At 54.5% G+C, this 19,468-nt stretch carries 18 protein-coding genes and 1 riboswitch; of the genes, 9 read left to right on the top strand and 9 right to left on the bottom strand.

Annotation, left to right across the window (positions count from 1 at the left end; genetic code table 11):
- Positions 1–24: 24 nt before the first annotated feature.
- From thiQ to sgrR, 4 genes are all read right to left on the bottom strand, one after another.
- Positions 25–726, bottom strand: coding sequence for a thiamine ABC transporter ATP-binding protein ThiQ (gene thiQ, locus AC3WOK_RS14145; RefSeq protein WP_063429509.1), 702 nt, complete (start codon positions 724–726; stop codon positions 25–27).
- Complete coding sequence (gene thiP, locus AC3WOK_RS14140) at positions 710–2,320, bottom strand: thiamine/thiamine pyrophosphate ABC transporter permease ThiP (RefSeq protein ID WP_447855097.1); 1,611 nt, start codon at positions 2,318–2,320, stop codon at positions 710–712. Before thiP ends, thiQ begins: the two co-directional genes overlap by 17 nt.
- The gene (gene thiB / locus AC3WOK_RS14135; protein WP_492354697.1) at positions 2,296–3,279 is read right to left on the bottom strand and encodes a thiamine ABC transporter substrate binding subunit; all 984 of its coding nucleotides are present in this window, start codon (positions 3,277–3,279) and stop codon (positions 2,296–2,298) included. The genes thiP and thiB overlap by 25 nt, the downstream gene beginning before the upstream one ends.
- A 31-nt stretch (positions 3,280–3,310) precedes the next feature.
- Positions 3,311–3,411: riboswitch (TPP riboswitch) on the bottom strand.
- Positions 3,412–3,447: 36 nt separating this feature from the next.
- Positions 3,448–5,103: an HTH-type transcriptional regulator SgrR gene (sgrR, locus tag AC3WOK_RS14130; protein ID WP_492354696.1), complete on the bottom strand. Its 1,656-nt coding sequence runs from the start codon at positions 5,101–5,103 to the stop codon at positions 3,448–3,450.
- Positions 5,104–5,191: 88 nt separating this feature from the next.
- Between sgrR and sgrT the strand changes: the two genes are divergently transcribed.
- A complete protein-coding gene (gene sgrT, locus AC3WOK_RS14125) occupies positions 5,192–5,344 on the top strand; it encodes a glucose uptake inhibitor SgrT (protein WP_032672519.1) in 153 nt (50 codons plus the stop codon).
- A gap of 120 nt (positions 5,345–5,464) precedes the next feature.
- Positions 5,465–6,643, top strand: a complete 1,179-nt coding sequence (locus tag AC3WOK_RS14120) for a sugar efflux transporter (RefSeq protein ID WP_492354695.1) — start codon at positions 5,465–5,467, stop codon at positions 6,641–6,643.
- 267 nt (positions 6,644–6,910) lie between these two features.
- On the opposite strand, the gene leuD is transcribed toward AC3WOK_RS14120, so the two are convergent.
- From leuD to leuL, 5 genes are all read right to left on the bottom strand, one after another.
- Positions 6,911–7,516 (bottom strand): 3-isopropylmalate dehydratase small subunit, encoded by a 606-nt coding sequence (gene leuD / locus AC3WOK_RS14115; protein ID WP_492354694.1) that lies wholly within the window; start codon positions 7,514–7,516, stop codon positions 6,911–6,913.
- 10 nt (positions 7,517–7,526) lie between these two features.
- On the bottom strand, positions 7,527–8,927 hold the full coding sequence (gene leuC / locus AC3WOK_RS14110) for a 3-isopropylmalate dehydratase large subunit (protein WP_063429498.1): 1,401 nt from the start codon (positions 8,925–8,927) through the stop codon (positions 7,527–7,529).
- Between the two features lie 2 nt (positions 8,928–8,929).
- Positions 8,930–10,021, bottom strand: a complete 1,092-nt coding sequence (leuB, locus tag AC3WOK_RS14105; RefSeq protein WP_025758003.1) for a 3-isopropylmalate dehydrogenase — start codon at positions 10,019–10,021, stop codon at positions 8,930–8,932.
- Positions 10,021–11,592, bottom strand: coding sequence for a 2-isopropylmalate synthase (leuA, locus tag AC3WOK_RS14100; protein WP_047346342.1), 1,572 nt, complete (start codon positions 11,590–11,592; stop codon positions 10,021–10,023). Before leuA ends, leuB begins: the two co-directional genes overlap by 1 nt.
- 91 nt (positions 11,593–11,683) lie before the next feature.
- Positions 11,684–11,770, bottom strand: coding sequence for a leu operon leader peptide (leuL, locus tag AC3WOK_RS14095; RefSeq protein WP_071530973.1), 87 nt, complete (start codon positions 11,768–11,770; stop codon positions 11,684–11,686).
- Between the two features lie 607 nt (positions 11,771–12,377).
- Between leuL and leuO the strand changes: the two genes are divergently transcribed.
- The 7 genes from leuO (at position 12,378) to ftsL (ending at position 19,460) form a co-directional block, all read left to right on the top strand.
- Positions 12,378–13,322, top strand: a complete 945-nt coding sequence (leuO, locus tag AC3WOK_RS14090; protein WP_447856626.1) for a transcriptional regulator LeuO — start codon at positions 12,378–12,380, stop codon at positions 13,320–13,322.
- Between the two features lie 367 nt (positions 13,323–13,689).
- Positions 13,690–15,414: an acetolactate synthase 3 large subunit gene (gene ilvI / locus AC3WOK_RS14085; protein WP_492354693.1), complete on the top strand. Its 1,725-nt coding sequence runs from the start codon at positions 13,690–13,692 to the stop codon at positions 15,412–15,414.
- 1 nt (position 15,415) lies between these two features.
- Complete coding sequence (ilvN, locus tag AC3WOK_RS14080) at positions 15,416–15,907, top strand: acetolactate synthase small subunit (RefSeq protein WP_008501994.1); 492 nt, start codon at positions 15,416–15,418, stop codon at positions 15,905–15,907.
- A gap of 179 nt (positions 15,908–16,086) precedes the next feature.
- The gene (gene cra, locus AC3WOK_RS14075; RefSeq protein ID WP_014168621.1) at positions 16,087–17,094 is read left to right on the top strand and encodes a catabolite repressor/activator; all 1,008 of its coding nucleotides are present in this window, start codon (positions 16,087–16,089) and stop codon (positions 17,092–17,094) included.
- A gap of 601 nt (positions 17,095–17,695) precedes the next feature.
- Positions 17,696–18,154 (top strand): division/cell wall cluster transcriptional repressor MraZ, encoded by a 459-nt coding sequence (gene mraZ / locus AC3WOK_RS14070; protein ID WP_021240528.1) that lies wholly within the window; start codon positions 17,696–17,698, stop codon positions 18,152–18,154.
- A gap of 2 nt (positions 18,155–18,156) precedes the next feature.
- The gene (rsmH, locus tag AC3WOK_RS14065) at positions 18,157–19,098 is read left to right on the top strand and encodes a 16S rRNA (cytosine(1402)-N(4))-methyltransferase RsmH (protein ID WP_059310626.1); all 942 of its coding nucleotides are present in this window, start codon (positions 18,157–18,159) and stop codon (positions 19,096–19,098) included.
- Positions 19,095–19,460: a cell division protein FtsL gene (gene ftsL / locus AC3WOK_RS14060; protein WP_008501989.1), complete on the top strand. Its 366-nt coding sequence runs from the start codon at positions 19,095–19,097 to the stop codon at positions 19,458–19,460. Before rsmH ends, ftsL begins: the two co-directional genes overlap by 4 nt.
- The last annotated feature ends 8 nt before the right edge of the window (positions 19,461–19,468 follow it).

The raw sequence follows: 19,468 nt of genomic DNA, 5'->3' as shown, positions 1-19,468 counted from the left end.
TGGGAGAGGGGCAGGGTGAGGGCATCAGGCCGCAGGAATGCCCAACAGCGAAGATGCCCCCGCTTTACCACTCAGAAGCTCTTCTGTTTTTCCATCCCACGCAATTCGCCCTTCGGCAATTACCACCGATCTCGGTGCAATCCGCGCGGCATCCTCAATACTGTGCGAAACCATCAGCATCGTTAGCTGCTGGCGCTGACAGACGTCCTGCACCAGCCCCAGCATCTCCTGGCGCAGAGCGGGGTCGAGCGCAGAGAACGGTTCGTCCAGCAGCAGGATCGGCTGCTCGCGTACCAGGCAACGCGCCAGAGCCACGCGCTGACGCTGGCCGCCGGAAAGCTCGCCCGGCAGCCTGTCAATAAGCCCGTCTATTCCCATCTGCGCGGCAATGATCGCCAGCTTCTGACGCTGGGCATCGTTAAGCTTGAGCCCCGGATCCATCCCCAGCGCGATGTTCTGCCGCACCGTCAGGTGGGTAAACAGGTTGTTTTCCTGAAACAGCATGGAGACCGGGCGTTTTGCGGGCGGCGTATGGGTATGGTCCCGGTTTTCAATGACTATCGATCCGCTTGCCGGCTGCAGAAATCCCGCCACCAAATTGAGCAGCGTGCTTTTTCCCGCACCGCTTGGGCCAAGCACGGCAATCATCTCTCCCTGGCGCACGGAGAGCGTGAAGCGCATCGGCAGATGCTGGTAGAGCCAGATTACATCAGTCAGTTTTAACATCGCGCCCCGGAAGTTTTTCGATAACGGTAAATAAAGCAAAGCACAGCAGCAGCAGTAACAGCGCGGTCACCGCGCCGTCCTGGCTGCGGTAGGAGCCGATTTGCTGATACAGCCAGTAGGGCAGCGTGCGGAAATTGTCATTTCCGAAGAGCGCCACGACCCCAAAATCACCCATTGAGAGCACGCAGGCAAACGCCAGCGCCTGCGCCAGCGGACGTTTTAGCGCGCGCAGTTCGACCACCTTCAGCCGTTGCCAGCCCTTCATCCCCAGCGACTGACAGAGCAAACCGTAGCGGCCGTTGACGTCGCGCATCGGGTTTTCCAGCACCTTGAGCGCGTAAGGAATGGCCATCAGGGCGTTGGTGAAAATCACAATGCCGTCGGCGCTTTCCGGCAGGCCTATGGTGCTGTTGAACAGCAGGAAGAAGCCCGTCGCCAGCACGATCCCCGGCATGGCGAGAATCAGCATGCCTGTCAGCTCCAGCGCGTGTCCGGCTTTTTGCGTCTGTCGGGCATGGAGTTCGCGGCTGCTCCACAGCAGCATCATGGTCAGCGTGACGCACAGCAGCCCTGCGGCCAGTGCAATACGAAGCGAGGTCCCGGTAGCCTGCCAGAGGATAGGCTGTTGCAGGACGGACAGGAGATTGAGATTAAGACCGTCAACGATAACGGCCATCAGTGGCGGCAGCAGCAGCAGGAGCGCCAGTGCGATCAGTATAAAATCGATGACGCGGCTGTGCAGGCTGTCCTGCGGATCGCGCCAGCCGGTTATTTGATTGCTGCCAGGGGGAATGGCTTTACTCAGGCGCTGGCTCAGCAGCACCAGCGCAAGACAGCACCCCATCTGCACCATCGCCAGCAGCGCGGCGCGGCCGGGATCGTAGTCGTAACTCAGCGCCTGGTAAATCGCCAGCTCAATGGTCGTCGCCTGCGGTCCGCCGCCGAGTGAAAGTACGGTGGCGAAGCTGGCAAAGCAGAGCATGAATATTAAGGCCGCAACGGGGGGGAGCTGGCGACGCAGCCACGGCCATTCGACAAAGCGGAAGAATGACGCGCCGCGCATCCCAAGCTGGGCGGCAATCTGACGCTGTTCGCCGGGAATGTTCTCCAGCGCCTGCAAAAAGAGGCGCGTCGCCATCGGCATATTGAAAAACACGTGCGCCAGCAGAATGCCCTTTAGCCCGTAGGGGGAGAATGTCCATTCAAGACCAAGCAGGCTCCACAGGGAAGCCAGCCAGCCCTGGCGACCGTAAACGCTCAGAATGCCAAATACCGCCACCAGCACGGGCAGGATCAGCGTCATGGCGCACAGGCGCAGCAGCGCCTGCCTGCCGGGGAAACGCCTGCGATAGAGCGCGCGTGCAAGAAAAATAGCCGGGATCACCGACAGCAGGGCAGAAAGAAACGCCTGCCAGAAGGAGAAACGAATGACGTGCCAGAGATAGCTGTCGTGCCAGAGTGCGGGCAGGTCACTCTCTGGCGCGTTAAACCACAACGCAAGAAAGGCCCCCAGGCTGACCGCCACCATCACTATGGCGGCGAGCAGCCCGGGCAGTAACCAGCCGGGAATCAGCGGCTGACGGCGCGTTGCCATTCACTTACCCATGCTGCACGCTGCGCGGCGACCTGCTGCGGCGTAAATTCCAGCGAGGTTTTTGGTTTGGTTAGCTGCTCGAAACCTGCTGGCAGCGCAACGTTCGTGACGGGATACATCCAGTTACCTGCCGGGATGGCGTTCTGGAACGCGGGCGAAACCATAAATTTCAGGAACTTTTCTGCGAGTTCCGGCTGTTTGCTGGCGACGGTGCGCGCGGCCACTTCCACCTGCAGATAATGCCCTTCAGCAAAATCAGCAGCCGCGTAGTTGTCTTTCTTCTCGGCGATAATGTGATAGGCCGGAGAGGTGGTGTAGCTCAATACCAGGTCGCTTTCGCCTTTCAGGAACAGGCCATAGGCTTCACTCCACCCTTTGGTCACCGTCACGGTTTTGGCGGCCAGCTTCTGCCACGCTTCGGGCGCTTTATCCCCGTAGACCTTCTGCATCCACAGCAGCAGGCCCAGGCCCGGCGTACTGGTGCGTGGATCTTCATAAATGACGCGCCATTTCTGGTCGCTTTCTACCAGCTCTTTCAGGCTTTTCGGCGGGTTTTTCAGCTTGTTTTTGTCGTAAACAAAAGCAAAGTAGCCGTAGTCGAACGGCACAAAGGTGTCGTTTTTCCAGCCGCCAGGCACGTTAACGGCCTCTGCCGCTACGCCGCTTTTGGCAAACAGTTTGGTTTGCGAGGCGGCGTCCAGCAGGTTGTTGTCCAGGCCGAGCACCACATCGGCTTTACTGTTTTTACCTTCCATGCGCAGACGGTTGAGCAGCGAGACGCCATCTTCCAGCGCCACGAACTTCAGTTCGCAGTTACAGTCAGCTTCAAAGGCTTTTTTGACGACCGGGCCAGGGCCCCAGTCGGCAGAAAAAGAGTCGTAGGTGTAGACCGTCAGAACGGGCTTAGCAAAAGCAGGCAGCGCAAACAGCGCCAGCAGGGGAAGAGCTTTTTTTAACACTTTGCACCTCAAAGTTGAGTGGCAAAGGATTTTGAGCGACAGCCTCAAATCCCTTCGCCGGCGTTATCCGGATCAGGTTCGACGGGTATTATCTCAGCGCACATCTGTGATGCAGCACCCCGTTGAGAACGGCGCTATTGTAATGATTTGGTGAATATTACGAAAGCGTTATGGTTCCGGCGGCGCAAACCAGGCCGATTTGAAATCAAACCAGCCCAGGGTGTTCATCCGCAAACCGCGCATACTGCGCTGTCCCTGGATCATCAGCCAGTGGTGTATCAAGGGGACGATCGCCTGTTCAGACAGCAGCTGCTGGCACCATACGGCAAGATTCATTTCGCCCGCACGCCACAGGGCTGCATCCTGCTGCCAGTCGCGGTGGATGCAGTGCTGGATCAGCGGGACCTCATACAGGTGTGAGAATAATGAAAAATCTAGCGGCAGGGTGAAGTTGGCGCTGTTCAGCCAGATATCGCTGGTCAGTTCCCCCTGATGCCATTCGTCATAGTCTACTTCCCGGATCTCCAGCCTGACCCCCTGCGCTGCCAGCAGTCTGGTCATGATCCTGGCGATAAAACGATGCTCCACGTGTTCGCGGTAGTAGGTCAGGGTGATGGACTCCAGCCCTGCGGGTTTATCGCAGTGCGCCGGGCGGGCGTGGTGCCAGCGCGGAAGCAGGCCGTACGCCGGGAACCAGTAGGTCTGGTACTGCTCTTCCGCATGGTAGATGAGATTGGAGGGGGATAAAACGTGGCTGATCCACTTACGTACCTCATGGTTTGCCCCGTGATGGGTGCGGCCATCAAACAGAAGATAGTAGCATCCCTCCTCCAGGCGACTCTCCACGGCTTTTTCTCCCGTGGTAGGGCCTTCCAGCGTCAGGCCTGCACTCAGCTCTTCATTCAGATCCGGCAATACCCACACGTTCACTTCGTCGATCAGCGCCCGATAGCCAAAATAGTCGTCGAACGCGCGGATTTTCAGCTGGCTGTTGTTATTACGGGAGACGGAGTAGGGGCCGGTGCCAACCGGCAGGCTGGCAAAATTGTTCATCGACTCCCACTCGCCGGGCAAAATCATTGACGGCACATAGCCCAGCAGCCAGGGAAGCCACTTGTCCTGCTGGGACAGCTCAATATCCAGCGTCCATGCCGTTGGGGAGTGCACGCGCGAAATATGCGAGTAGAGCGGCAGCTTGCGGACGCGTTCCAGAGAGGCGATGACGTCGCGCATTTCCAGCTCGCGTCCATGGTGAAAGTGGATGCCGGGGCGTAAAAAGAATCGCCAGTGAAGCGGGGAAAGCTGCTGCCAGTGGTGCGCTATATCCGCTTCCAGTTCCCCATTTTCCTCATTTATCCGCGTCAGCCCGCTGAAGATTTGCCGGGCCATATGGGTTTCTGAGCGGCGTAAGGCCGTGCCGGGCAACAGATTTTTCATCGGCCGATAGTAGAGGACCCGCAGGATGTGGCGGCCCTGGCGGAAACTGCGTCCGAGGTGCGAAACCAGCATCTGGCGCACGGCGGCTTTGTCACCCACCAGCTGTACCAGCTGGTCAATTCGGTCCTGCTCCAGCAGATCTTCGGCGCGCTGCTGCTGCAGCGCCAGCCCGGTATACAGGAAGGTCAGGCGCGAGCGTTTGCCGCGTCCCGCTTCCGCTTCCCAGCTTAACCAGCCCTGCTGCTGCATGGTGTTGAGCAGCGTGCGCATATGGCGTCGGGAACAGCTAAGCAGGTCGGCCAGCTCGTTCAGCGTGGTCTCCTGCGATTGCCCCTCACAGCACTGCCAGAGGCGGATGAATTGTTGTTGCAGTCGACCGGAAGGCATAAAAGGGGAACTCCTGACAAAAAATCAGCAATTTATTAATCCCTATATTAAGCCAATAATCCTTACCGATGAAGTGAGGAGGTAAATTATGAAGAGGTCTACCGCACGTCAGTTTTATCAGCACTATTTTTCAGCGACAAAAGGAACGTCCTGGCTGGCCCGCCAGTGTGCAGAGCAACGGCTGAAAATTCTGGAAGACCTGATGCAGTGGGACGTTACGAAACCGACCTCTTCTCGCTAACTCGCCTCGATCATGTGTGACTGAGTATTGGTGCTAATCACCCGCCAGCAAAATGTTTTTGCTGGCTTTTTTCGTTTATTCTTTCACCCTGTTTCGATTCGCTTTCACAAGGACTTGCGCATGCTCTGGTTGATGACGATGGGGCGACGCCTGAACGGCGTCTATGCCGCTTTTATGCTGGTGGCCTTTATGATGGGCGTGGCGGGGGCGCTACAGGCGCCGACGCTGAGCCTGTTCCTCAGCCGCGAGGTGGGCGCGCAGCCGTTTTGGGTGGGGCTGTTTTATACCGTCAACGCCATTGCCGGGATCCTCGTTAGCCTCGCGCTGGCGAAACGATCGGACAGCCAGGGCGATCGCCGCAAGCTGATCCTCTTTTGCTGCGCCATGGCCGTAGGCAACGCGCTGCTCTTTGCGTTCAATCGTGATTACCTGACGCTCATTACCTGCGGCGTGCTGCTGGCGTCGCTGGCGAATACCGCCATGCCGCAGCTTTTCGCCCTGGCGCGTGAATATGCGGATAACTCGGCGCGGGAAGTGGTGATGTTTAGCTCGGTGATGCGTGCCCAGCTCTCGCTGGCGTGGGTCATCGGCCCGCCGCTGGCCTTCATGTTGGCGCTGAACTATGGCTTTACCGCCATGTTTTCCATTGCGGCAGGGATTTTTGTCATCAGCCTGGCGCTGATTGCTTTTGCGCTGCCGTCCGTGGCCCGGGTCGAGCAAACGACGGATAAACCGATTACTCAGGTGAGCGGCTGGCAGGACAAAAACGTCCGCATGCTGTTTATTGCCTCCACGCTGATGTGGACCTGCAACACCATGTACATCATCGACATGCCGCTGTGGATCAGCAGCTCACTGGGCTTACCGGACAAGCTCGCCGGGATCTTAATGGGTACCGCGGCCGGGCTGGAGATCCCGGCGATGATCCTGGCGGGTTATTACGTTAAGCGTTTCGGAAAGCGTCGGATGATGATCGTCGCGGTGGCGGCTGGGGTGCTGTTTTACGCGGGGCTGATCTTTTTCCATTCGCGCGAAGCGCTGCTGGCGCTGCAGCTGTTCAACGCTGTGTTTATTGGCATTGTCGCCGGGATAGGCATGCTTTGGTTCCAGGACCTCATGCCAGGTCGCGCCGGCTCGGCGACCACACTTTTTACCAACAGTATTTCGACGGGGGTCATTCTGGCGGGGGTGATTCAGGGGGCGCTGGCGCAAAGCTATGGCCATGCCTCGGTTTACTGGATGATTACGGCGATTTCGGTGGTTACGCTTGGGCTGACCTGCCGGGTCAAGGACGTTTGATTCTGGAAGACGGCTTCACGAAATGGAACAACTTTCTGACAGGTATAAAGAAGGGGAATAGAGTGCGTGGCGGGTGCTTGAGGCTGTTTGCCTCAGGCTTTCGCAAGAGGCAAACAGTGGAGAGTTCCACATCAAAAAAACTGATGGGGAGACCAACTTCACAACCCACATTGCGAGGTTAGTCTCTTCATTGCCGAAAAGCAATAAGGAGGCTGGAATGCCAAAACGTAGTCAAATCAATGGCCCGCTTTTTGCGGGCCATTGCCTTTAGCTCATAAACGCAGGCTGTTTTTTCTCGTACGCTGAGATGGCGTCTTCGTGCTGGAGCGTCAGGCCAATACTGTCGAGACCGTTCAGCATGCAGTGACGACGGAACGCATCAATGCTGAAGCTGTAGGTCTTATCTCCGGCCTTCACCACTTCTGCTTCCAGATCCACTTCAAACGTAATACCCGGATTCGCCTGCACCAGGGCAAACAGCTCATCAACCTGTTCGTCGCTCAGCGTGACGGGCAGAAGCTGGTTGTTGAAGCTGTTGCCGTAAAAGATATCGGCGAAGCTCGGTGCGATAACCACTTTAAAACCGTAGTCGGTCAGGGCCCACGGCGCGTGTTCACGGGATGAACCGCAGCCAAAGTTTTCCCGCGCCAGCAAAATGGATGCGCCTTTGTATTCCGGGAAGTTCAGAACGAACTCCGGATTAGGCACTTCACCTTTGTCATCCAGGAAACGCCAGTCGTTAAACAGATGTGCACCAAAACCGGTACGCGTGACTTTCTGCAAAAACTGCTTAGGAATGATTGCATCAGTATCGACGTTAGCGGCGTCCAGGGGGACAACCAGGCCCGTATGTTGGGTAATTTTCTCTGCCATGATTGTCTCCTTATTTCAGGCTGCGAATATCGGCGAAATGGCCGGTGACTGCCGCAGCGGCGGCCATTGCCGGGCTGACCAGATGGGTGCGCCCACCGCGGCCCTGACGGCCTTCAAAGTTACGGTTACTGGTGGAGGCGCAGCGTTCGCCAGGGTTCAGGCGATCGTTGTTCATGGCCAGACACATGGAGCAGCCTGGCAGGCGCCACTCGAAGCCCGCGTCGATAAAGATCTTATCCAGGCCTTCGGCTTCCGCCTGGGCTTTCACCGGACCGGAGCCTGGAACCACCAGAGCCTGCACGCCCGGTGCCACTTTACGGCCTTTTGCAATTTCAGCGGCGGCGCGCAAATCTTCGATACGGGAGTTGGTGCATGAGCCGATGAAGACTTTATCAATGGTGACGTCGGTCAACGGGATGCCCGGCTTCAGTCCCATATAGGCCAGCGCTTTTTCCGCACTGGCGCGTTCGACCGGATCGGCGAACGAGGCAGGGTCAGGGATGCTGTCGTTGACGGAAATCACCTGGCCCGGATTAGTCCCCCAGGTCACCTGCGGGGCAATCTCTTCTGCCTGCAGGGTAACCACGGTATCAAAGCTGGCACCGTCGTCGGTTTTCAGGGTTTTCCAGTACGCGACAGCATCGTCAAAATTCTGACCTTTCGGCGCGTGCAGACGGCCCTTCACATAGTTGAAGGTGGTGTCGTCTGGCGCGACCAGACCGGCTTTTGCGCCCATCTCAATGGCCATATTGCAGAGGGTCATGCGGCCTTCCATGCTCAGCGCCTGGATGGCCTCGCCGCAGAATTCCACCACGTGGCCGGTACCGCCTGCGCTGCCGGTTTTACCAATGATCGCCAGTACGATGTCTTTTGCGGTGATACCCGGCGCGGCTTTTCCCTTCACTTCAATCTTCATGGTTTTGGCGCGTCCCTGTTTCAGGGTCTGCGTAGCCAGCACGTGTTCCACTTCGGAAGTGCCAATCCCGAACGCCAGGGCACCAAACGCGCCGTGCGTCGCGGTGTGGGAGTCACCGCAGACGATGGTCATGCCCGGCAGGGTAATCCCTTGCTCCGGCCCCATCACGTGGACGATACCCTGATAAGGGTGATTCAGATCGTACAGCTCAACGCCAAACTCGTTGCAGTTCTTAATCAGCTCCTGCATCTGGATACGCGCCATCTCACCGGACGCGTTAATGTCTTTGGTCTGGGTGGAAACGTTGTGATCCATCGTTGCGAAGGTTTTGCCCGGCTGACGAACCGGACGCTTGTGTGCGCGCAGGCCGTCAAACGCCTGAGGAGAGGTCACTTCGTGCACCAGATGTCTGTCGATATACAGCAGTGGGGTTTCGTTTGGTGCCTCGTAAACAACGTGCGCATCAAACAATTTTTCATATAAGGTTTTGGCCATGATTACACCCCTTGCGCGACATAGCGGGCAATAATGTCGCCCATTTCATCAGTACTGACTGCCGCCGTGCCGCGTGCTAAATCACCGGTACGGACGCCTTCTTCTAACGCCCGGTTAATGGCGTTTTCAATTGCGGTTGCTGCATCACCTGCATCCAGGCTGTAGCGCAGCAGCAGGGCCAGAGAGAGGATCTGCGCAATCGGGTTAGCAATGTTTTTACCTGCGATATCCGGCGCGGAGCCGCCTGCCGGCTCGTACAGGCCAAAGCCCTCTTCGTTCAGGCTTGCCGATGGCAGCATGCCCATGGAGCCGGTAATCATTGCGCATTCGTCCGAGAGAATATCGCCGAACAGGTTGGAGCACAGCAGGACGTCAAACTGGGACGGATCCTTGATCAGCTGCATCGTCGCGTTGTCGATGTACATGTGCGACAGCTCAACGTCAGGGTATTGCTTAGCGACTTCGCTGACGATCTCGCGCCACAAAATGGAAGACTGCAGGACGTTCGCTTTATCAATAGAGGTCACTTTATGGCGGCGCTTGCGCGCAGACTCAAAGGCGATATGGGCGATACGTTCAATTTCGAAGCGGTGATACACCTCGGTATCGAACGCTTTTTCATGCTGGCCGCTGCCTTCGCGTCCTTTTGGCTGACCGAAATAGATCCCGCCGGTCAGTTCACGCACGCACAGAATGTCGAAACCGTTGGCGGCGATATCGGCGCGCAGCGGGCAGAACTCTTCCAGACCCTGATACAGCTTCGCCGGACGCAGGTTGCTGAACAGCTTGAAATGTTTACGCAGCGGCAGCAGCGCGCCGCGCTCTGGCTGCTCTGCTGGCGGCAGGTGCTCCCATTTTGGGCCACCTACGGAACCAAACAGGACGGCATCGGCATTTTCGCAGCCTTCAACGGTGGCTTTCGGCAATGGCGTACCGTGGTTATCAATCGCAATACCGCCTACATCGTAGTGGCTGGTGGTGATTTTCATCGCAAAACGCGCGCGAACGGCTTCCAGTACTTTCAGCGCCTGTGCCATCACTTCCGGGCCAATACCGTCGCCCGGTAACACAGCAATATGGTAATTCTTCGACATTACACGGTTTCCTTGTTGTTCTCTTTATTCTGAGCTTTGCGTTGCAACTCTTTTTCGACTTCGGCGGCGCGCCAGATGTTGTTCAGAACATGCACCATCGCTTTTGCGGAGGATTCGACGATATCGGTCGCCAGACCCACGCCATGGAAACGACGGCCATTGTGGGTAACAACAATGTCGACCTGACCCAGTGCATCTTTACCGTGGCCTTTGGCCGTCAGGTCATATTTCACCAGCTCAACGTCGTACTCAGTGACGCGGTTGATCGCCTGGTAGATGGCATCGACAGGGCCGTTACCGTTAGCGGCTTCTGCTTTAATTTCATCACCGCAGGCCAGTTTGACCGAGGCGGTGGCGATGTTGCTGGAGCCGGACTGCACGTTGAAATAATCCAGACGGAAATGCTCTGGCTCTTCCTGCTGCTTGTTAATAAAGGCCAGCGCTTCCAGGTCATAGTCGAACACCTGACCTTTTTTGTCGGCCAGCTTCAGGAACGCGTCGTACAGCTGATCCATGTTGTAATCGCTGTCCTTATAACCCATCTCTTCCATACGGTGTTTTACCGCCGCACGGCCGGAACGGGAGGTCAGGTTCAGCTGCACCTGGTTCAGGCCGATGGATTCCGGGGTCATGATTTCGTAGTTTTCGCGGTTCTTCAGCACGCCGTCCTGGTGAATACCGGAGGAGTGCGCGAAGGCACCAGTACCAACAATTGCTTTGTTGGCCGGAATCGGCATGTTGCAAATCTGGCTGACGGTCTGGCTGGTGCGCCAGATTTCGTTGTGATTGATGCGGGTGTGCACGTCCATAATATCTTTGCGCACTTTGATCGCCATGATCACTTCTTCCAGCGAGCAGTTACCTGCGCGTTCGCCGATACCGTTCATCGCGCCTTCTACCTGACGTGCACCAGCGTGTACCGCGGCGATGGCATTCCCCACGGCCAGGCCCAAATCGTCATGGGTATGAACGGAGATAATCGCTTTATCAATATTCGGTACGCGGTCATACAGACCGGTAATGATATTGGAGAACTCAAACGGCATGGTATAGCCGACGGTGTCCGGAATGTTGATGGTTTTTGCGCCCGCGTTGATCGCGGCTTCCACAACACGCGCCAGATCGTCAATCGGCGTACGGCCTGCATCCTCACAGGAGAATTCAACGTCATCGGTATAGTTGCGTGCGCGCTTTACCATATACACCGCACGTTCAATAACCTCATCCAGCGTGCTGCGCAATTTGGTTGCGATATGCATAGGCGAGGTCGCAATAAAGGTATGAATACGGAAGGCTTCGGCGACCTTCAGCGACTCAGCCGCAACGTCGATGTCTTTCTCTACACAGCGTGCCAGGGCACAAACGCGGCTGTTTTTGATGGTGCGGGCGATAGTCTGGACGGATTCGAAATCACCCGGAGACGAAACCGGGAAACCGACTTCCATCACGTCGACACCCATACGTTCAAGAGCCAGCGCGATCTGCAGTTTCTCTTTTACACTCAGGCTTGCCTGTAATGCCTGTTCACCGTCACGTAAAGTTGTATCGAAAATAATGACTTGCTGGCTCATGGGTTAGGTCCTTGTCAGTCTTAGGGCGCCTTGCTACGAGCATAAAAAAACCCGCGCAGTGGCGCGGGTTTTTAGTCTTACTGGTGACGATTCAACGCTGAATTTCGCCCGCCAGTCTACCGCGCACAGTGGATGCGTTTAGTAGTAGTAGACCGGTGAAACGAATGGTGCGAATCATGAATCGTGCTCCGTTAAATTCAATATACTTTTAGTGGTACTGGATACGGCCGTTCATGTCAACCCCTAAGGATAAAAACGGCCCCGGCAGGCTGAACACACAGGCTGTCTGCTTTAGCGAATTGTGCTGGTTTTTACTTTTACGACCCGACTAATTGTCTAATTTTGGACTGGGAAAAAGGTTGCAGAAATAAATTAATATAATTCGTTTAAATTGAGCAAAGTACGTTGCCACGAATGCTTTATGCTTAAAGGGTTTTAATATCATTAAGTTGTAAGTTCAGTGAATCATTTTAGACTCTCTAAAAAATGAGCAGAGATAACAGATTGTTAACTTACTGTAGAGCGTCAGTTATAACAGTTTAATAATACTTAAGTCATCATTAACCAAGGGGTAATTGTATATTTGTTTGGTTTATGGTTTCATCTCAATCCTAAAGTTAATCATATCATTTACGTGTTTTTATTTTTCATTGTTTTAGTGTCTTTATATATTCCGAATTTTAAACAATTCTCTTTCGCTGGTCATATTTGCATGATAAATCATATTTTTCGCGATTGTTACAATACGTTGGCAAAGGGAGTGTAGCGTGACAGTGGAGTCTGAAGTGCCAGAAAATAATATTAAACAACCTCAAACTACGGATGGGATTAAACCACAGTTACGCACGGTGGACCTTAATCTTCTGACGGTGTTTGATGCTGTCATGCAGGAACAGAATATCACCCGCGCGGCACAAACGTTGGGAATGTCACAGCCCGCCGTCAGTAATGCCGTCGCCAGGCTTAAGGTCATGTTTAACGATGAACTGTTCGTTCGTTACGGGAGGGGGATCCAGCCCACGGCGCGTGCATTCCAGCTATTCGGCTCAATCCGCCAGGCGCTGCAGTTAGTACAAAATGAACTGCCAGGGTCGGGTTTTGAACCTTTAAGCAGCGAGCGAGTCTTTCATCTCTGTGTCTGTAGCCCATTAGATAATTATTTAACATCGATTATTTATAATAAAGTTGAAGAGATCGCGCCAAATATCAATCTGGTTTTTAAATCATCCCTCAATCAAAACACGGAACATCAGTTGCGCTATCAGGAGATCGAATTCGTCCTGGGATATGAAGAGTTCCGTCGACCTGAATTTTCCTGCGTACCGCTGTTTAAAGATGAAATGGTTTTGGTCGCCAGTAAAAAACATCCGCGCCTGACTTCTCCGTTACGAGAAAGTGATGTTTATAATGAGCAGCACGCCGTTGTTGCACTCGACAGATATGCATCCTTTAGCCTGCCGTGGTATGACACAGCGGACAAACAGGCGTGTGTGGCCTATCAGGGAATGGCAATGGTCAGCGTATTAAACGTGGTCTCCCAGACGCAGCTGGTGGCGATTGCGCCGCGCTGGCTGGCAGAAGAGTTTTCAGAATCGTTAAATCTGCAAATTCTGCCTCTGCCGCTCAAGCTAAATAGCCGTACCTGTTACCTTTCCTGGCATGAAGCGGCGGGCCGGGATAAAGGGCATCAGTGGATGGAAGAGCTGCTGGTTAGCATCTGTCGCCGATAAACGCATCAGGATAAATCGCATTGGTTTATGTGGTTTATCCTGAGTTTTTTTAGATAATTGCTATTTTATTCTATTGTGATTTTTTTAGGGCTGCTATCCGGTGCGCAAAAATAGATGATTTTCTGTGTTGTCGTGCTTTTCAGCGATGATTAATCATCCCATCCTCTATTCTCAGATGAATTAACCATATCTTCTGTTAACCGCTGCTTTTTCTGCTTTACGCACCGTTTCTCTCCCCGGGTTTGCTAATTGCCTGCCTCATAACGAGCGGTTAAGGTAAAGAACACTCTGCAAAATATAAGATTCGTAAGACGGTGCGGAAATGAGTTCGGCAGTCCGTCTATAACAAAATGCCTGGAGGCAAAGCATGGAGATGTTGTCTGGCGCGGAAATGGTCGTTCGGTCACTGATCGATCAGGGCGTGAAGCAAGTGTTCGGCTACCCTGGCGGCGCGGTCCTTGATATTTATGATGCGCTTCATACGGTAGGGGGCATTGACCATGTTCTGGTTCGTCACGAGCAGGCGGCAGTACACATGGCTGACGGCCTTGCGCGTGCAACGGGTGAAGTGGGAGTAGTCTTAGTCACGTCTGGTCCCGGCGCGACAAACGCGATTACCGGCATTGCCACGGCTTATATGGACTCTATCCCGCTAGTGATCCTCTCCGGGCAGGTGGCGACCTCACTGATTGGCTACGACGCGTTTCAGGAATGCGACATGGTCGGGATTTCGCGTCCCGTTGTGAAGCACAGCTTCCTGGTCAAGCAAACCGAAGACATCCCTGGCGTGCTGAAAAAAGCCTTCTGGCTGGCGGCAAGCGGGCGTCCGGGACCGGTGGTGGTCGATCTACCCAAAGATATACTGAACCCGGCAAACAAGCTGCCTTATGTCTGGCCGGAATCGGTGAGCATGCGTTCTTACAACCCAACCACGCAGGGCCATAAAGGTCAGATCAAGCGTGCGTTGCAAACGCTTCTGTCAGCCAAAAAGCCGGTCGTCTATGTCGGCGGTGGGGCGATCAATTCTGCCTGTGAAGTCCAGCTTCGTGAACTGATTGAAAAGCTGAACCTTCCTGTTGCGTCATCGCTGATGGGGCTGGGGGCGTTTCCCGCCACCCACCGTCAGGCGCTAGGTATGCTGGGTATGCACGGTACCTATGAAGCCAACATGACGATGCACCATTCTGATGTGATCTTTGCCGTTGGCGTGCGTTTTGACGATCGCACCACTAATAACCTGGCGAAGTATTGCCCGAACGCCACCGTGCTGCACATTGATATCGATCCCACATCCATTTCAAAAACGGTGTCGGCGGATGTGCCGATCGTCGGTGATGCCCGGCAGGTTCTGGAGCAAATGCTGGAGCTGCTGGCCCAGGAGAGTGCAACCCAGCCGCTGGATGAGATCCGCGACTGGTGGCAGCAGATTGAACAGTGGCGTGCGCGCCAGTGTCTGAAATATGACACGCAAAGCGAAAATATTAAGCCGCAGGCGGTTATCGAAACCGTGTGGCGACTGACGAAGGGTGAAGCGTATGTGACCTCAGACGTGGGTCAGCACCAGATGTTTGCCGCTTTGTATTACCCGTTTGATAAACCGCGACACTGGATCAACTCAGGTGGTTTAGGAACGATGGGCTTTGGTCTGCCCGCCGCGCTGGGCGTGAAGCTGGCGCTGCCGAATGAAACCGTCGTCTGCGTAACCGGTGATGGCAGTATCCAGATGAACATTCAGGAGCTCTCTACCGCGCTGCAGTATGAACTGCCCGTTCTCGTGCTGAACCTGAATAACGGCTACCTTGGTATGGTGAAGCAGTGGCAGGATATGATCTATTCTGGCCGTCATTCACAGTCATATATGAAATCGCTGCCGGATTTTGTTCGTCTTGCTGAAGCTTACGGCCATGTTGGCATGCGGGTGACCGATCCGGCCGAGCTGGAAACGAAGCTCGCAGAAGCGCTTGAGCACGTTAAAAACAAACGCCTCGTCTTTATGGATGTGATAGTTGATGGAACTGAACACGTTTATCCGATGCATATTCGTGGTGGTGGTATGGATGAAATGTGGTTAAGCAAAACGGAGAGAACCTGATATGCGCCGGATATTATCTGTTTTACTGGAAAACGAGTCTGGCGCACTGTCTCGCGTCATCGGGCTCTTTGCGCAGCGCGGCTATAACATTGAAAGCCTGACCGTTGCTCCTACTGAGGATCCAACGCTGTCGCGCATGACGATCCAAACCGTCGGCGACGCCAAGGTGCTTGAGCAGATTGAGAAACAGCTGCATAAGCTGGTCGACGTGCTGCGCGTGAGCGAACTGGGGCAGGGGGCCTACGTTGAACGTGAGGTCATGCTGGTGAAAATTCAGGCCAGCGGCTACGGGCGTGAAGAAGTCAAACGCAATGCGGATATTTTCCGCGGACAGATTATCGACGTCACGCCTTCTCTTTATACGGTTCAACTGGTCGGGACAAGCGACAAGCTGGATGCCTTCCTGGCGTCCGTGCGGGATGTAGCAAAAATTGTTGAGGTGGCGAGATCGGGTGTCGTGGGTCTGTCACGCGGCGAGAAAATCATGCGTTAGTTGTCAAAAAGGTTCGCCTCTTTCTGCCCGGTCACCAAAGCCGGGCTTTTTTTTGCGTAATCAGCCGACAACGCAGATAAAAGCGGTTGCCGCGGAGGCTTTTCTGCGTTTAGATGTTAAAAGATTTAACCATAACCTTGACAGGGCCATGGACTCTTTTCTTTTTTTAAGGGGCAATTGTGAAACTGGATGAAATCGCCCGGCTAGCCGGCGTGTCACGAACAACGGCCAGCTATGTGATTAACGGTAAAGCAAAGCAGTACCGTGTCAGCGATAAGACCGTTGAAAAAGTTATGGCGGTGGTTCGTGAACATAACTACCATCCGAATGCTGTCGCAGCCGGCCTGCGTGCCGGGCGCACCCGCTCTATTGGTCTGGTGATCCCGGACCTGGAAAACACCAGCTATACCCGCATCGCCAACTATCTTGAGCGTCAGGCGCGCCAGCGCGGCTATCAATTGCTGATTGCCTGCTCGGAAGATCAGCCGGATAACGAGATGCGCTGCATTGAGCATCTGCTCCAGCGTCAGGTGGATGCCATTATCGTGTCGACCTCCTTACCGCCAGAGCATCCGTTCTACCAGCGCTGGGCGAACGACCCGTTCCCAATCGTGGCGCTGGATCGCGCGCTGGACCGCGAGCATTTCACAAGCGTAGTGGGTGCCGATCAGGATGACGCAGAAATGCTGGCCGCAGAGCTAAGAACGTTCCCGGCGGAAACCGTGCTTTATCTTGGCGCGTTGCCTGAGCTTTCTGTGAGCTTCCTGCGTGAGCAGGGCTTCAGAACTGCCTGGAAAGACGATCCGCGCGAGGTTCACTACCTCTATGCCAACAGCTACGAGCGAGAAGCCGCTGCGCAGCTGTTCGAGAAATGGCTGGAAACGCATCCGATGCCTCAGGCACTGTTCACCACCTCGTTTGCGCTTCTGCAGGGCGTGATGGATGTGACCTTACGTCGTGAAGGTAAACTCCCTTCCGACCTGGCCATCGCCACTTTCGGGGATAACGAGCTGCTCGACTTCCTCCAGTGCCCGGTGCTGGCGGTAGCACAGCGTCACCGTGACGTGGCTGAACGCGTACTGGAGATTGTGCTGGCGAGCCTGGATGAACCCCGTAAACCGAAGCCGGGCCTGACGCGTATCAAACGCAATCTTTACCATCGCGGAATTTTAAGCCGTCATAAATGAAAATGACCGGGGCGGCGAAATCTGCCCCCGTTTTGCCGCAATAATTCGTGTGAATAATTCCCGGAGAGAAATTAGGATAATTCTTGAGGGTTCATAATCACCTAATTTTCTTAATTTGTTTTGGCTTCAAAATTGTTCTTTAAAGAACGTCTAAGCAATTTTGAACAGCTATTTTTGTATTGTTTTGTTACAAACCCTCTCCGGTCGATGAATATTCAGACGTTTTTCCTCCTTCTTTGCCAGCTAACATGGCAACCACCGCGCTTACCGGGTGCCTGAGTGAATCTGGCGCTGTTATCCCCTGAGAATCTGTCATAAAATGCTGCCCGCGTCGCAAACTGACACTTTATATTTATCTGCGATGAAATTGAGTGAGCTTTAACGCTAGTGTGCATATTCGGTTTTTTTCTTACAAATATTCATAACGTTAATTTTGCCTCGCCAGTTGTGCAGTTATTAACCAGGACTGTTTATCTCTGTAAATAGAGGGCTTCCGGGTCCTTACAGGGAGAGTCCTGGCTTGACAAGCTTTTCCCTCGCTCCGTAAACTCCTTTAGGTGGGAATTTGTGGGTTAAAGTGGTGAGGAGGGGTGAGACTGGCATGTTCCGTGGAGCTACGTTAGTCAATCTCGACAGCAAAGGGCGTTTATCGGTACCAACCCGATACCGCGACCAGCTGATTGAGAACGCTGCGGGTCAAATGGTTTGCACCATTGACATTAACTCCCCCTGCCTGCTGCTTTACCCCCTGCCTGAATGGGAAATTATTGAGCAAAAGCTGTCGCGACTGTCGAGCATGAACCCGCAGGAACGCCGCGTGCAGCGGTTGTTATTGGGACATGCCAGTGAATGTCAGATGGATAACGCAGGGCGATTACTGATTGCGCCTGTGTTACGGCAACATGCCGGTCTGACCAAAGAAGTGATGCTGGTCGGGCAGTTCAACAAGTTTGAACTGTGGGATGAAACGACCTGGTATCAACAGGTCAAGGAAGATATCGACGCTGAGCAGTCTGATTCCGCGACATTATCGGAACGGCTGCAGGACTTGTCTCTATAAATATGATGGAAAATTATAAACACAAAACGGTGTTACTGGACGAGGCCGTTAACGGCCTGAATATTCGTCCGGATGGCATCTACATTGATGGCACTTTTGGTCGCGGTGGTCACTCGCGTTTGATTCTCTCTCAGCTTGGAGAGGAAGGACGTCTGCTGGCAATCGATCGCGATCCGCAGGCGATTGCCGTTGCGCAGACCATCAATGACCCACGCTTTTCCATCGTGCATGGACCTTTCTCTGCGCTCGCGGCATATGTTGCCGAGCGCGGCCTGACGGGCAAGATCGACGGGATTCTTCTCGATCTTGGCGTCTCTTCACCTCAGCTTGATGATGCTGAACGCGGCTTCTCCTTTATGCGCGATGGTCCGCTGGATATGCGGATGGACCCGACGCGCGGTCAGTCTGCCGCCGAATGGTTACAGACCGCAGACGAAGCGGATATTGCATGGGTAATCAAAACCTTTGGCGAAGAGCGCTTTGGCAAACGTATTGCGCGCGCCATCGTTGAGCGCAACCGCATTGAGCCCATGACCCGCACCAAAGAGTTAGCCGAGGTGATCGCGGCGGCGACGCCGGTGAAGGATAAGCACAAACATCCCGCGACCCGTACCTTCCAGGCGGTTCGCATCTGGGTAAACAGTGAACTGGAGGAAATAGAGCTGGCGCTAAAAAGCTCGCTCGACGTGCTGGCCCCGGGTGGGCGGTTATCCATCATCAGCTTCCATTCGCTGGAAGACCGTATTGTGAAACGCTTTATGCGTGAACAAAGCCGCGGTCCACAGGTGCCAGCGGGGCTGCCGATGACGGAAGAACAACTCAGGAAGCTGGGTGGCCGTCAGTTGCGAGCATTAGGCAAGTTGATGCCGGGCGAAGAAGAGGTGGCAGAGAATCCACGCGCCCGTAGTTCAGTGCTGCGTGTTGCAGAGAGGACGAACGCATGATCGGCAGAGTGACAGAGACCCTAAGCAAAGTTAAGGATTCGTTAGGAAGCAACGAGCGCCATGCCTTGCCTGGCGTGATCGGCGACGATCTTTTGCGGTTTGGGAAACTGCCACTCTGTCTGTTCATTTGCATCATTGTTACGGCCGTTACGGTGGTGACCACAGCCCACCATACGCGTTTATTGACTGCGCAACGCGAGCAGATGGTACTGGAACGCGATGCGCTGGATATTGAATGGCGAAATCTGATCCTTGAAGAAAACGCGCTCGGCGATCACAGCCGGGTTGAACGGATCGCAACGGAAAAGCTGCAACTGCAGCATGTTGATCCTTCCCAGGAAAATATCGTAGTACAAAAATAAGGGAAATC

It is taken from the genome of Enterobacter sp. FW301-JW81 (assembly GCF_058788735.1).
The sequence above is the reverse complement of the archived record's forward strand: the minus strand, read 5'-3'. Positions and strand labels throughout refer to the sequence as shown.